The sequence below is a fragment of the Streptomyces sp. NPDC045026 genome, from assembly GCF_056432625.1.
In genome coordinates, this window is record NZ_JBWKIS010000004.1 from 138,797 (window position 1) to 153,094 (window position 14,298).

Genomic DNA, 14,298 nt, shown 5'->3' on the forward strand with positions numbered 1-14,298 from the left:
GTGACCGGTGAGGAGCCGGAGACCGTCCGGGGCGTGATCCTCGACTTCTACGGGACGCTGGTCCGCATGGTCCCTCCGCTGCCGCCCAGCCATCAGGCGATCTTCGCCCGCCGTGGTCTGGCGGAACAGGGCGCGCGGTGGGGGGACCAGTGGACGGTGGGTCCTCGCGAGGGCGAGGAGCACCGGGCGCACTCCGTGAGCGAGGGGGCGTACACCGCCTGGGAACGGGAGCGCCTTCGGCTGCGGGCGCGTACGTGCGGGGTGCCCGAGGAAGAGCTGGCGGGGCTGGTCCTGGAGCTCGACCGGGCGATGAAGGCGATCCGTCTGGAGCTCTTCGACGATGTCCGCGAGGTGCTGGCCGCGCTCCGCGCTCGGGGGCTGCGGGTCGCCGTCTGCTCGAACTGGTTCTGGGATCTGGACCGGGCCGTCGACGGGGTGGGACTGGGCGGGCCGGTCGATGTGGTGGTCAGTTCCGCCCGTGCCGGTGCCCGCAAGCCGCACCCCCTCGTCTATCGGAGCGTCCTCGGCCGATGCGGCCTGCGTCCGCGAGAGGCCCTGTTCGTCGGCGACATGTGGGAGCCGGACGTGGCGGGTCCGCTCGCGGCCGGGATGCGGGCCGTGCACCTGTGGCGGCCGGACCGGGCGGTCGACGGGATCGCGCCGCCCCTCCCCCGGGGAGCGGCGCGGATCGCCGGGCTGCGGGAGCTCAGTGCTCTGCTGGAGTCCGGTGCCGCAGCCGGTTCAGAAGGTTGCGGGTGACCTGGACGACGTGGGCGTCCTGTTCCCGGCCGCAGACGACGGGCCAGTCGGTCGTACCGGCGGTGAATACCGTGCCGCCGGCGGTGTACATGCCCATGGTGGCGGCGCGCGGACTGGTGATCGCCGCCTCGCGCACGGGCCCGTTCCAGTGGCCCCATTTGAAGTGGTGGAAGTCCTCGTGGACGGGTTCGAGGACGTGAATACCCAGAATGAGAAAGGATTCCGGGGTGCCGTCGATTCCCGTGGCGCGGGCGACTCCGCCCGTGTCGAAGGCATAGGCGGCGCCGTCGCATTCGTATCCGATGAGGGGAGTTCCGGCTCCGAGTCTGTCCGGAACGCACCCGTCGGCCCCGTCCCGCAGCCCTGTCCCCTCGTAGATCCAGTGGTTGGCGTGCTGAACGGTGTACCCGGCGCGCGGGCGGTCCCCCGGCCATTCGGCAGCGGCGGCCCACATTCCGCCGTTTCGGAAACTCACTCCGGTGAGGGTGTTCTCCGGGGCTCCGACTCCGTCGGGCTCGGGTCGCCACCACTGGTCGGTGGCCGGGAGATGCGGATATTCATCGCCCACGTGATGGTCCGTGTCCGAGACGAACGCGGTATTGCGGTCCGTCAGATGAATGCGCCACCAACACGTGTTGGCGCTCAGAAAGGCGACATTGCCTCGTTCGCGTACGAACCGCTCCACATGGGCCCGCATGGCGGAGCTCCAATACTCGTCGTGGCCGACGCTGAGCAAGAGGTCGTACGCGTCGAGAAGTGTCCGGTCCTCATGCAGATCCAGATCGGTGCAGTATTCGACGGGATAGCCGTTGCGTTCCAGCCAGGAGACGAACGGGGCGTCCCAGTACGCGAGGTCGATCACGCCGCCGGGGCGGTGCAGGCTGACCTTGTGACCCCGAACCGTGCCGTCGACGCCCTGTTGGTGGACCGGTTGGTCGTAGAGGCTGGCGGCGCGTTCCTGGCCGGGGCGGTCCGATCGGTTGTAGGCGTGGCGGGTGAAGGTGGACTTCTTGTAGAGGATGCGTGACCGGAGGCCGGGGCGACGCGGCCGGACGACGAAGAATTCCCGTTCGTACCCTTCGATGGTCTCGTCGTCGAGAAGGGGTACGCCCTTGTCCCGGGCCGGGCCATCAGGGTCCGCCCTGTCCTCGATGAACTGCACCAGATAAATACCGGGGTTCCAGTCGTCCGGCACGGGAAACTCCGTCGGTGGCCAGTTCCAGTCGGTGGCGGGGCAGGCGCTTCCACTGATGCCGGACGGATGGTCCGGCGGCCCGTGAAGCGCGCCCGGCTGCCATGACGTTTCCGCGACCAGGCCTAATTTCTCGCCCAGCCGATAGAAGCGCATTCGGAAACGGCGAGCGTCCGTCGACACATGAAGTGTCAGAATCCCGCCCACGACGACGCTTTCGCGACCCACATAACCTTCTATCACACTGTCTCCCGACTCGAACGTGAATACATCGGCGATGAGTTCGGATCAACGGTCGGTCATGCTAGGAAAGAACGGAGAGCCCGACAAGAGCCTGTTGTGAACCGGCCACTCGTAGCGCCCTTCTGGACACAAAGCCGGTGTGCCGACTCTTCTCCGGAACACCGGGGTAGAGCGGCATTCGACAACAGCACTGTCCACCGACCTGTGAGGGGCAGCCGAATGAGCAGTGAATTCCGGGTGCGTGAGCTGGTTCTGGGAATCGAAGGGCTGGCGTTGCTGCGCCATGCCCTCGACGGCGACGAGAAGTTTCTGCGCGAACGCGTCGAGGAAATCCGCCGGTTCGCCCTCGGCGAGGAGCCCCTGCCCGACGGCGGCGCGGCGGTCAGCGAACTCGACGCGGCGGACGGCTACGCGGCCTGGTCCACCGTCTACGACTCCCTCCCCAGTTCGTACATCGAAGTCGAGGAACCGGTGGTGCACGCTCTGCTCGACGGCATGCCGGCGGGCACGGCGCTCGACGCCGCCTGCGGCACCGGCCGCCAGACACGGGCGTTGACGTCGCGCGGTCACCGCACCGTCGGGGTGGACCAGTCACCGCAGATGCTGGAGAAGGCGGCCGCGCACGCTCCCGACGCCGAGTTCCGGGTGGGGAACCTGGAGCGCCTCCCCCTCGACGACGACTCGGTCGACCTGGCCGTCTGCTCCCTGGCCATGACCCATCTCGCGGAACCCTCAAAGGGCCTGGCCGAGCTGGCGCGCGTCGTGCGGCCGGGGGGACGGATCATCGTCTCGGACATGCACCCCTTCGTCATCTCGCTCCAGGGGCAGTGCCTCTTCGTCCACGGCTCCGAGAGCCTGGCGTTCGTCCGCAACCACGTGCACCTGCCCAGCCGCTATCTGGAGGCGTTCCGGCAGACCGGGCTGACCGTCCGCGGTTGCCACGAACCCCTCTTCAACGGCCGGCTCGCGCCGGGCGGCTACGAGGAGTTCATCGCGGACGCGGCCCGTGCCGCCTGGGACGGACTGCCGCTGGTCATCGTCTGGGACCTGGAAGTCCCCGCGTGAGCAAGCCTGAACGGGAAGCGGCCCGCGAAGACGGGAGAGAACGGGAAGGCCGCATCGAAGGTGGAGGCCACAGAGAGAGGAGGCCGACCCGATGGCCCTGACGGTGGTACGTCACTCGGAGCGACCGGAACTGTGGGACCGGATCCCCGAGCAGTTCGCCGGGATCGTGCCGGAGTACAACCTGCACGGAGACATCAACGGCGACTACTGGAATCGCCTGTTCGACGACTTTCCCGCCTACCAGTTCCTTCTGTACGACGACGAGCACGACGAGATCGCCGGCACCGGCCGCTCGCTGCCCCGCAGCTGGGACGGCACCGCGCAAGGGCTCGGCCCCGGCCTGGACGACTCCATCGCGCGGGCCTTCGCGGACCATGACGCCGGGCGTGCCCCCGGCGCGCTGTGCGCCCTGGGGATCGAGGTCGCGGCCTCCCATCAGGGCAGGGGCCTGTCGAAGGTACTGCTGGACCAGATGGCGCGGACCGCGCGCTCCGCCGGTCTCGGCACGGTGCTCGTGCCCGTACGGCCGACGTGGAAAGACCGTTATCCGCTCGTCCCGATCGAGCGCTACGCCGCCTGGACGCGCGACGACGGTGCTCCCTTCGACCCCTGGATCCGTACCCAGGTCGCGGCCGGAGGCACCGTCGCCGCCGCCTCGGAGCGCTCGTCACGCATCACGGGCACCGTCGGTGAGTGGGAGAGCTGGACGGGGATGGCCTTCCCGGACGACGGGGAGTACGTCTTCCCCGGTGGTCTCGCGCCGCTGGTCGTCGACCGGGCCGGCGATCTCGGCGCCTACTGGGAACCCGGCGTATGGATCACGCACCCGGTCACCGGTCGAGCAGCAGCTTCCCGCAACGAATAGCGCTCCAGGCGAATTCGGTCATCAGCCGCTTCTGCGCCGGCCCCGCCTCGGGCCGGCGCTCGGGCGGCAGACCGGCGGGTCCGACAGTGGACACGGCGGCCTCCATCAGCCGGCCGTGAGCGGGGGCAGTCGTCGAACGGGCACCGTCCGGGGCATGTCTGTCGAGGGCGACCGTGGCCTGGCGGCCGAGCATGAGGCAGTGGATCCACAGCTCCTGTGCGAAGCCCGCGCCGAAGACGCGGGCCACATCGGCGGCCAGATCCACGGGCATGCGCTCGGCGACCGTGTCACGGACCCGCTCCTCGGTCAGACCGATCCTCGGCAGGGCGTCCTGCCAGCGGTGGTGTCCGCGCCCGCCGCCCGGATCGTTCTCCTGGCCGGCGAGGCGCACATAGCCCTCCCCGTACCGCATGTAGGGGAGCCAGTCGAGGTCTTCCAGAACCCAGCCGTCGCGCAGCAGCGGCTCGGCGTCTTCGGCGTCCGTGGGGCAGACCGCGAGCCGGATGCCCTGGGTGGCATGCCCGTTGATGCTGCTGGTGCCGATGTGCTCGAGGACATTGGGGACGGCGAGCAGGCCCATCCGCCCGCGGGAGCGGAAGAAGCGCGTCAGCAGCTCGTCGTCGTGCCGTTCCACGCTGTCGCGGGCGTACTCCCGGAATTCGGCGGCAACGCCGACGGGCAGGCAGACACCCAGCGACGGTGTGAACTCGTCGGGCACAGCCCGGACCCAGGCAGCTCCGGCGAGGGCGGCGAGGCGGGACGCGGAGCCGTTGCGGGCATGCCAGTTGGTGTAGAAGACCAAGGCCTCGTCGGGGAACCGGCTCACGGCTTTGCTGACAAGGTCCAGCAGGAAGTCGGGGCCCGACACATCGTCCTGGACCACCAGATGGTGGCTCGCGTACGGGGCCGCGGCGGCCCATGCCACGAGTGCGGTACGCAACGCCGAAGGCGGCCCGTCCGGATCGGGGTCCAGGGCCAGCCCGCCCAGCCCCAGCCGCTCGGCCAGCTCCTCGGCCTGCGCCTTGCGCACGGGGTGGGTCATGACGGCCGAGCTGATGCGTACTGCGGTCACCACGGCGCTCCTGGGTGTCTCGGCTGCGGCAGGCCCACGGGGTGGCACTCACCCCCGCCCGCCTCTGGCCGTTCATGCTGGCAGAGGCGCCGCCGAACCCGTGACGGCCAAGGTCAAATGGCCGGATCCGGCACGAACATGACGCAAGGCGTACCGTCGGGGCTACGGTCCGTAGCGCCAATGGGATCTCGCGCGGGAGTCCTCGTCGACACGGAACCGCACGGCGGTGTGCTGCAGGGGGGACTCCCCACCGGCGTCCGGAACGGCGGCATCGGACCCACCTTCGGCGTCAGGTGCGAGTCGCAGGAGGAGAAACGGAGCGGCGAACAGCCAGCAGAGCCCCACAAGCGCGTCGGCGACCAACTTCACCACGAACGTGGCGTCGAGGATCCCGTGAACCGCCGTCACGGCGAGGACCAGAGCAAGCACGAGTAACAGGCCCCGGCTTGGTCGTCCCATGTGCACCTCACAGCTGGGGCGGTATCGAAAGCAGCCGGTGAGCCGGTGCGAGTCGCAGCCACGCTGCCACACATCGGCGGGCGGAACCAACCCGCTCGGAATGGCACATGATCAGACCCGAATGATCTGTGGGCCCAGTAGGGAGTAGCGGCGGGCCTCGGCCGCGGGCAGACCGGTGTCGGTGACGATCGTCTCGAAGTCGCCGACATCGGCGAAGCGGCAGAAGCTGCTGGCGCCGAACTTCCCGTGATGCCCCAGGAAGACGCGCCGCCGCGACACCTCGAGGGCCTTGGCCTTCACATCCGCAACGACCGGGTCGGGGGTGGTCAGCCCGAACTCCCGTGAGATTCCGTTCGATCCGAGGTAGGCGAGATCGATGACCAGTCCGGAGAGCATGGCGCAGGCCCAGGAGCCTACGTTCGCGAGCGTCCGGGCACGGACGCGGCCGCCCAGCAGCAGCACCGTGAGGTGCGGAGATTCCACGGCCGCCGCGGCGGTCGGCAGCGACGCGGTCACCAGCGTCAAGGGCCGGTCGGCCGGCAGCAGCGAGGCGAGGATCTGGGGCGTGTAGCCCTCGTCCACGAACACGGTCTCGGCGTCGCCGAGCAGCCGCGCGCCCTGCGCCGCGATCCGCCGCTTGTTCTCCACGTGGAGCGTCACCCGCTGTGCGAGGTCCGTCTCGAACCCGGCGCTCTCCACCGGGTACGCGCCCCCGTGGGTACGGCGCACCAGGCCACGCCGCTCCAGTTCGCCGAGGTCCCGGCGGATGGTCTCGGGCGCGACCCCGAAGTCGGCGGCAAGGTCGGCGACCTCGACCCGGCCCCGCCGTCGCGCCAGGATCAGCAGCCGGTGGTGCCGTTCCTCTGACCGCATGTCAACTCCCTGATGCCGCTTGGGTGTTCGGGCATGCGGGCCCGAACAGGCCCGGATGAGTGTTTATACCTCCGCCCCGCGAGTCGACACCCACCCGTTCCGCATCGGGTGCTGCCCGCATCCGCCCGTTTGCCTGCTGCGCCGGCCGGTGAACCAGTTCCGGACGCGGTCCGTCAGCCAACGAGCAGACACCGCCCCCTCGCAGCTCAGGAGAGGTTCCTCCCATGAATCAGCGGCAGACCATCCGGTGGTCCCTGATCGGCGTGATCGCCGTACTCGCCGTAGCTCTCACCTTCGTCACCTTGAACATCGAGGGCGGCGGTTCGGCCGAGGCCAAGCCCAAGTCACCCTCAGAACAGGTGAGTTCGGACGCCGCACTGAAAGGCGTCGGCTGGTGGCCCGCGCGTGAGAAGCAGGGCCAGACGGTCGCCGACCCGGTCGGCGGGCACGGCGCGACGCTCATCGGCGGGGCCGGCTGGGCACAGGGCCCGCACGGCTCGGCCCTGCTCTTCGACGGGCGGACCGGGTCCGCGGACACCGGAGCCCAGATCCTCGACACCGTGAACGACGACTACACGGTGTCGGCCCTGGTGCGGCTCGACGCCGACGGGTTCCGCACGGCCGTCTCGCTCGACGGCAAGGACGCGAGCGTCTTTTATCTCCAGTACGTCCCGGAGGGCAAGCGCTTCGCGTTCAGCTTCGCCGACAAGCGTGCCCTGGCCAAGGGCGTACCGGCCCCGGAGTTCGGCCGCTGGTACCACCTCACCGGCACCTACAGCCACGCCGACAGCCAGCTGCGGATCTATGTGGACGGCAAGGCGGCCGGGAAGATCACGGCGCAGAACCCCGAGCACCCCACGGGCCATCTCGTGATCGGGCGTGGCAAGTCCAAGGGCAAGGGGGCCGACTTCTGGCCGGGCGCCATCGGCAACGTACGGGTCTTCGCCCGCGCGCTCGGCCCGGCCGAGGTGCGCCGGCTCGCGCAGGAAGACGGCGCACAGTAGGTCAGTAGGTCACGCCGCGCGGCAGACAGCCTGATCCGAACGACAGAACTCAGGTCTGATTGCCCGGATCCGGGCCCGCTTCGGACCGCGACCGAAGGGTCGACGGACCGCAAGCGGGCCCGACTTCGGGCAGAGCGGGCATCCGGACACGCGACTCGGGCGAAGAGACCGCACGTCGCCGCCCCGACCACCACGAACCGACCGGTCACAGTCGGTCGGCATCCGTGACGGAACGGGCCCGTCCTTGTTGCCCGCATCACCGTAAAACTGCTGCAGTCGCTCCAAGTGACGGATGGGACCTGTCTGTTACCGGCGACGTCCGACTTCAGAAGTGCAAAGGTGCACTCGGAGTGCCCGGAGGCAAACAACCATGCTGGTTTCCTCTCCCCCCACGACCGCCCGTGACGCGACGCCCGCCGAGGCCGTATCCGCCCAAGCCTCGTCCGCCCAAGCCGCGTCCGCTCTGGCCGCGTCTGCCCAGGCCGCGTCCGCCGACGCAGTGGCCGCCGACGGCGCGTCCGCCGAAGTGTTCCTGCGCGCGGTGTACGAACGCCACGGAGCCGTACTGCTCCGGTTCGCGGCCCGGCTGCTCGGCGGCGACTGGCATCGCGCCGAGGACGTGCTGCAGGAGGCGGCGATACGCGCCTGGCAGCACGCCGCCGAACTCGACCCGACCGCCGAGGCGATACGCCCGTGGCTCTTCCATGTCGTACGCAACCTGGTGATCGACGGGTACCGGGGACGACAGGCGCGGCCGCCCGAGGAGGAGGGCCCGGACATGGCCCAACTGCCCGTGGCCGACGGGGTGGACGACGCGCTCACGGTCCAGATCGTGGTCGACGCGCTGCGCGACCTCGCGCCGTTCCAGCGCGAGGTCCTGCTCCACGTCTACTACATGGGGCGCAGCGTGAACCAGACTGCACGCGTGCTGGGCGTACCGCCCGGGACGGTCAAGTCGCGCACGCACTATGCGATGCGTGCCCTGCGCGACGGGCTCAACAGCCGTGGTCTGACGGCCGCTTAAGCATTGGAGTTGTCATGCACACATCACATATGACAGGGAGTCATGCCAGTCGGCCGGCGTGCGTGCTGATCCACAGGCCGAGCGGCCCGGTGTCGAGCGAGCCGTCGGCGCTCACGTGGAAGCGCCACGCGAAGTCCGGGGCCTCCCCAAGAACGAGAAGCGCGTCGGCGGTGTGCAGATTCGTCATGGCGGCGCGCTCCTCCACGAACTGGGCCGCGTGCAGCACGAAGAGCCGGGGCGCCCGGCCCTGCACCCCGACCGGACCGCCGCCCTCGATCAGCCGGAAGACCTGGGTCACCGCGGTGGTCGAGCCGGTCCGCTCACGGCCCGAGGTCTGGTCCGCGCCATCGGTCAGGCCCTCGTCGAGGGTGGCGACGGTGTGCAGGCGCGCAGACATCAGGCCGAGCCCGACGGTCATCTCGGCCGTCGCGGCCGACCCCACGAGGGTCACCTCCGCGCGCCGCCCCACGGGGCCGGTGATCAGCTCGGTCACCAGGGCCCGCACCAACTGCCGTACGGCTTCGCCGTCCCCGGTCACCGAGATCGGCGCGGAGGCCCGCGACAGGTCGACGAGCACCCGCTCGCCCTTGTGGATTCCGACCGTCACCGCGAGCGGGTAAGGCTGCGTAGCCGAGACGTCGACCCCGGCGTCGCTCAACTCGGTTGTCTGCGCCCGCCATTCCTCACCCTCCTCGTCGGAGGTCCACGGGGCGGGCGCGTGCGCGTCGGGGTCGGTGAGCCGCAGGGCGAGTTCGGCGCCGGTGTAGCCGAGGGCGTAGACATCGGGCAGCGAGCGGCCGGAGCGCCGGCAGTCGGCCGCGAGCCGGCGCAGGCCGAGGTCGATGGCGTCCAGCGCCTCCCGTCCGGTGACCTCGGCCCGCGGCGCGGCCGACACCGGCCTCTTCGCCTTCAGCTCGGTGCGGACCAGCACCGAGATGGCAGCGATCAGGGCCAGGACGAGCACGACGGCCAGGACGACAAGCAGGTTCATGGCAACCACCTTCATCACGTCAAGTGCGGTGCGGGGAGCGTCGACCGGTGGCTACGCGGCCTGCACCGGGATGGTTCACCGGGCCCCCTGACCGGTGGCGTGACCCGTGGCGCGGCCGGTCCGGCGCTCCTTCGTGAACCACCTCGCGGCCACGGCCGTAGGGCCCGTTGCCGACGCCCCCCCGCGACGGCCAACCCCTGTTCTCAGCGTTTTCCCCTTCCCTCTCACATCCCTCCCCCTCCCCTCCTCTCTCCCTTCCCTCTCCATCGGTTCCGGCCTCTCAGGAGGAGTCCCCCGTGTCCCTGATCTTCACCGTCGTCGACGACACCGGCGACGCCTTCGATGTCCATCTGGACGCCGACCCCGACACTCCGGTCGGCGCCATCGCGCAGGCGCTCGCCGAGGCCGGCGGCCGGCCGCTGCCGCCCACCGGCTCCGGGATCCATATCGACGGCGGCGAGCTGCCGCCCGAACTCCCCCTGCGGGACTCGCCGTTGCGGGACGCCGCGATCGTCGGCCTCGGCCACCAGGGCGGCGCCGACCCCGACGAGCCGAGCGGCCTGATCGAGGCGCGGGTCGTGAGCGGCCCCGGCGCCGGCGCCGTGCACCGGCTCGACATGGGCGACTACCGGATCGGCCTCGCGACCGACGGCACCCCGCAGATCCAGCGGAGCGTCCCCGACCTGATGTTCGCGGGGCTGCGCGTCGGCCCCGGCGGGCGCTGCCGCCTCTCACCGCAGAAGTCGGACGGAAAGCTGGAGCTGGACCGCGAGGCGCTCGACAAGGAGAAGCCCTGGCCGGTCGGCGCCCAGCTCCGGGTGGGCGACAGCCTGCTCGAACTCGTCGTGCCGGAGCGGCCCGACGCGGCGGTGCAGCGCTCCGAGGACGGCACGGGCTGGGACTACAACCGGCCACCGCGGCTGCGCCCGCCGGTGCCGAAGACCCAGTTCACCCTCCCGTCCCCGCCGACCCAGCCGGCCAAGCGCCCGTTGCCGTACATCACGGCGATCCTGCCGGTCGTGATGGCCGTCGCCGCCGTGCTGATCTTCGGCCGCCTGTACGCGCTGCTGTTCGGCCTGCTCTCGCCGATCTCCATCGTCGCCAACCACTACGTGAACAAGCGCAGCGGCAAGCAGACGTACGCCGAGACGCTCGCCGAGTACAACGAGAAGAAGGAGCGCATCGAGACCGAGGCGCAGGAGGCGCTGGTCACCGAGCGCACCTCGCGCCGACGGGGTTTCCCCGATCCGGCGAGCGTGCTGCTCACCGCGGTCGGACCGCGCCGCAGGCTGTGGGAGCGGCGCACCTCCGACGCGGACTTCCTCGAACTGCGGGTGGGTACCGCCGATCAGCCGTCCGCCGTCGTGCTGACCGACCCCACTCAGGACGAGCACCGGCGCAAGGTGTCCTGGACGGCGCTCGACGTGCCGGTCACGGTGGCGCTGCGCGAGCACAAGGTGCTCGGCATCTCAGGTGACGGCCCGGCCGCGCGGGCTCTCGCCCGCTGGGTCACGGCCCAGGCCGCCGTGCTGCACAGCCCCAAGGACCTGCGGATCTACATCCTGACGAGCGGCCAGGACGGGGAGCAGGTGTGGTCCTGGATCCGCTGGCTGCCGCACGTGCGCCACCAGTCGAGCGAGGTGCCGGCCACCGTCGGCACCGACACGGAGACCTCGGCCCGCCGGGTCGCCGAACTCACCGCACTCATCGCGGCGCGCACCGCCGCCGCCCGTGACTCGCGCGGTGCCGTCACCCGAGAGCCCGACATCCTCGTCGTCCTGGACGGCGCCCGCCGGCTGCGCTCGCTGCCCGGTGTGGTGCAGATCCTGCGCGACGGCCCCGCGGTCGGGGTGCACACCGTATGCCTGGACACCGAGGAGCGACTGCTGCCCGAAGAGTGCCAGGCCGTGGTGGTCGAGGAGCGGGACGGAACCCTCAGGGTCGGCACGTCCGGCTCTGCCACCGTGCCCGGGGTCCGGGCCGACGTGGTGTCCGCGCACTGGTGCCGCTCCATCGCCCGCGCGCTCGGCCCGCTGCGCGACAGCGGCGGCGCCGAGGACGAGGGCGCGGTGCTGCCCGGCGCCGCCCGCCTCCTGGACGTACTGGCCCTGGACTCCCCCACTCCCGAGCAGATCAGCGCACGGTGGAAGACCGGCGGCCGCACCACGTCGGCGGTGGTCGGCATCTCGCTCGACGGCGCGTTCGCCCTGGACCTCAAGAGGGACGGGCCGCACGGCCTGGTCGCCGGGACCACCGGCTCCGGCAAGTCCGAACTGCTGCAGACGATCGTCGCGTCGCTGGCGGTGGCCAACCGTCCCGACGCCATGACGTTCGTGCTGGTCGACTACAAGGGCGGCTCCGCGTTCAAGGACTGCACGCTGCTGCCGCACACCGTGGGCATGGTCACCGACCTCGACGCCCATCTCGTCGAGCGGGCGCTGACCTCGCTCTCGGCGGAGCTGCGGCGGCGCGAGCACATCCTCGCCGAGGCAGGCGCCAAGGACATCGAGGACTACGTCGATCTGCTGGTGCGCGAGCCGGGACGTACGCCGATGCCCCGACTGCTCATCGTCATCGACGAGTTCGCCTCGATGGTGCGTGATCTGCCCGACTTCGTGAAGGGCCTGGTCAACATCGCCCAGCGGGGCCGCTCCCTCGGTATCCACCTGATCCTGGCGACCCAGCGCCCCAGCGGCGTCGTCTCCCCCGAGATCCGCGCCAACACCAACCTGCGGATCGCGCTGCGCGTGACCGACAGCGCGGAGAGCCAGGACGTGCTGACCTCCCCGGAGGCCGCCTCGATCGCGAAGAGCACGCCTGGCCGGGCCTATGTCCGCCTGGGCCAGAACTCGCTCGTGCCGTTCCAGGCCGGGCGGGTCGGCGGGCGGCGCCCCGGCACCGCGCAGGACACGGCGCCCGCCCCATGGGTGGTGCCGATCGGCTGGAGCCAGCTCGGCCAGCCGCTGCCCGGACGGCCGCGCGCCACCCGGCAGCAGTCCGACGACGCGATCACCGACCTCGCCGACCTCGTCGAGGCGATCCGCGTCGCGAACCGGGACATGAACATCGCGCCGCAGCACAGCCCGTGGCTGCCCGCGCTGCCGTCCACCCTCGTTCCGGACGACCTCCCGCCGGTCACCGAGAGCGGTTCCTACGCGCTGCAGCCGGTCGCGTACGGCATCGTGGACCGGCCCGAGGATCAAGCGCAGAATCCGCTGGTCCTCGACCCTGCCACGCTCGGGCATCTGCACATCATCGGCTCCCCGCGGGCCGGCCGTTCACAGACACTGCGCACCCTCGCGGGGTCGGCGGCCCGTGCGTACTCCTCGGCCGATCTGCACATCTACGGCATCGACTGCGGCAACGGCGCGCTGCTCGCCCTGGAGTCGCTGCCGCATTGCGGCGCCGTCGTGCAGCGCACCCAGCCCGAGCGGGTCGCGCGGCTGCTGTCCCGGCTCGTCCGCGAGGTGGCGCACCGTCAAGGACTGCTCGCGGCAAGGGGCGCGGCCGATCTGCCGGAGCTGCGCCGGGCCCTGCCGCCCGAGGAGCGGCCGGCCCACATCCTGCTGCTGCTCGACCGCTGGGAGGTGTTCGAGAAGACCCTCGGCGAGTTCGACGGCGGCAGCCTGCAGGACGCGGTGATGGGGCTGCTGCGGGACGGCGCGAGCGTCGGCATCCATGTGGTGCTCGCGGGCGACCGGTCGCTGTTCACCAGCCGGATCAGCTCGACCACCGACGACAAGCTGGTGCTGCGCCTCAACGAGAAGTCGGAGTACGCCAACATCGGCGTCAACCAGCGCTCGGTGCCCGACGACATCCCCTCCGGCCGCGCACTGCGTGGCGCGGACAAGGCCGAGGTGCAGATCGCGCTGCTCGGCCCGGACGGCAGCGGACAGGCACAGGCCGCCGAACTGCAGCGGATCGGCGCGGACTGCCAGGAGCGGGACGCCCAAGTGCCCTCCTCCGCAAGGCCGTTCAGGGTGGACGTGCTGCCGGACCGGCTCGACTACGAGCAGGCGGCCGGATATCTTCCCGCGCAGCGGCCGGGCCCGATGTGGGCGATGGCGGCGGTCGGCGGCGACCAACTCGGCGCACTGGGACCGGACTTGACGCTGACACCCACCTTCCTGGTGGCCGGCCCGTCCCGGTCGGGCCGCAGTACGGCACTGCTGACCATGGCGCTGTCGCTGCTCGACGCCGGCACGGCGGTCGTCGTCGGGGCGCCGCGCCGCTCCCCGTTGCGGGGCCTGGCAGGGCGGCCCGGGGTGCTCGCCGTGTTCGACGGCGCCGACATCGAGCCGGACGCCCTGGAGGAGGCGCTGGGCCAGGCTCCGGGCGGCGTCGTGGTGATCCTCGACGACGCGGACCTGCTGTTGCAGACCCAGGCCGAGGAGGTGCTCAACCGCATCGCGCGGACCGGCGCCGAGATCGGTCAAGGGCTCATCGCCTCGGGCCAGTTGGACCGCATCGCATCGGCGTACTCCGGCTGGAGCGCGGACATGCGGCGCAACCGGCAGGGGCTGCTGCTCAGTCCGCAGAACGTCGGTGACGGCGATCTGATCGGCGCGAAGATCCCGCGCGGCCGGCTCGGCACGGCCAAGGCGGGGCGGGCGATGATGCATCTCGGGGACGGGGTGCTGCGTACGGTGCAGATCCCGGAGGTGGCGCTGCCCGAGCCGGAGGCACCGGCCGCGTCCTGAACGAGGTACGGAGAAGGGCTCCCGCGCCTGGCGCGGGAGCCCTTCTCGCAT

Annotated in this window: 11 protein-coding genes; 6 read left to right on the forward strand and 5 right to left on the reverse strand. The window is 71.0% G+C overall.

Going from position 1 to position 14,298, the window contains the following annotated elements:
* On the forward strand, window positions 1-759 hold the full coding sequence (locus AC07EJ_RS11235; RefSeq protein ID WP_478884095.1) for an HAD family hydrolase: 759 nt from the start codon (window positions 1-3) through the stop codon (window positions 757-759).
* On the opposite strand, the gene AC07EJ_RS11240 is transcribed toward AC07EJ_RS11235, so the two are convergent.
* Complete coding sequence (locus AC07EJ_RS11240; protein WP_478884096.1) at window positions 707-2,179, reverse strand: N,N-dimethylformamidase beta subunit family domain-containing protein; 1,473 nt, start codon at window positions 2,177-2,179, stop codon at window positions 707-709. The two genes, AC07EJ_RS11235 and AC07EJ_RS11240, sit on opposite strands and share 53 nt — an antisense overlap.
* A 234-nt stretch (window positions 2,180-2,413) precedes the next feature.
* On the opposite strand from AC07EJ_RS11240, the gene AC07EJ_RS11245 reads away from it, so the two are divergent.
* Both AC07EJ_RS11245 and AC07EJ_RS11250 read left to right on the forward strand, forming a co-directional pair.
* The gene (locus AC07EJ_RS11245; RefSeq protein ID WP_389489809.1) at window positions 2,414-3,259 is read left to right on the forward strand and encodes a class I SAM-dependent methyltransferase; all 846 of its coding nucleotides are present in this window, start codon (window positions 2,414-2,416) and stop codon (window positions 3,257-3,259) included.
* Window positions 3,260-3,350: 91 nt separating this feature from the next.
* Window positions 3,351-4,124 (forward strand): GNAT family N-acetyltransferase, encoded by a 774-nt coding sequence (locus AC07EJ_RS11250; protein WP_389489811.1) that lies wholly within the window; start codon window positions 3,351-3,353, stop codon window positions 4,122-4,124.
* Here AC07EJ_RS11250 and AC07EJ_RS11255 read toward each other — a convergent pair.
* From AC07EJ_RS11255 to AC07EJ_RS11265, 3 genes are all read right to left on the reverse strand, one after another.
* Complete coding sequence (locus AC07EJ_RS11255) at window positions 4,090-5,196, reverse strand: hypothetical protein (protein ID WP_478884097.1); 1,107 nt, start codon at window positions 5,194-5,196, stop codon at window positions 4,090-4,092. The genes AC07EJ_RS11250 and AC07EJ_RS11255 overlap by 35 nt on opposite strands.
* Before the next feature lie 162 nt (window positions 5,197-5,358).
* Window positions 5,359-5,655: a hypothetical protein gene (locus tag AC07EJ_RS11260; RefSeq protein ID WP_478884098.1), complete on the reverse strand. Its 297-nt coding sequence runs from the start codon at window positions 5,653-5,655 to the stop codon at window positions 5,359-5,361.
* Between the two features lie 111 nt (window positions 5,656-5,766).
* Window positions 5,767-6,528: a DeoR/GlpR family DNA-binding transcription regulator gene (locus AC07EJ_RS11265; RefSeq protein ID WP_393581552.1), complete on the reverse strand. Its 762-nt coding sequence runs from the start codon at window positions 6,526-6,528 to the stop codon at window positions 5,767-5,769.
* Between the two features lie 224 nt (window positions 6,529-6,752).
* On the opposite strand from AC07EJ_RS11265, the gene AC07EJ_RS11270 reads away from it, so the two are divergent.
* Together AC07EJ_RS11270 and AC07EJ_RS11275 are read left to right on the forward strand one after the other, a co-directional pair.
* The gene (locus tag AC07EJ_RS11270; protein WP_389489819.1) at window positions 6,753-7,532 is read left to right on the forward strand and encodes a LamG domain-containing protein; all 780 of its coding nucleotides are present in this window, start codon (window positions 6,753-6,755) and stop codon (window positions 7,530-7,532) included.
* A gap of 370 nt (window positions 7,533-7,902) precedes the next feature.
* A complete protein-coding gene (locus AC07EJ_RS11275; protein WP_478884099.1) occupies window positions 7,903-8,556 on the forward strand; it encodes a sigma-70 family RNA polymerase sigma factor in 654 nt (217 codons plus the stop codon).
* A 40-nt stretch (window positions 8,557-8,596) separates the two neighbouring features.
* Here the strand turns inward: AC07EJ_RS11275 and AC07EJ_RS11280 are convergent, their stop codons facing one another.
* Window positions 8,597-9,547, reverse strand: a complete 951-nt coding sequence (locus AC07EJ_RS11280) for a hypothetical protein (RefSeq protein ID WP_393581554.1) — start codon at window positions 9,545-9,547, stop codon at window positions 8,597-8,599.
* A 296-nt stretch (window positions 9,548-9,843) separates the two neighbouring features.
* Between AC07EJ_RS11280 and AC07EJ_RS11285 the strand changes: the two genes are divergently transcribed.
* A complete protein-coding gene (locus AC07EJ_RS11285) occupies window positions 9,844-14,247 on the forward strand; it encodes an FtsK/SpoIIIE domain-containing protein (RefSeq protein ID WP_478884100.1) in 4,404 nt (1,467 codons plus the stop codon).
* The last annotated feature ends 51 nt before the right edge of the window (window positions 14,248-14,298 follow it).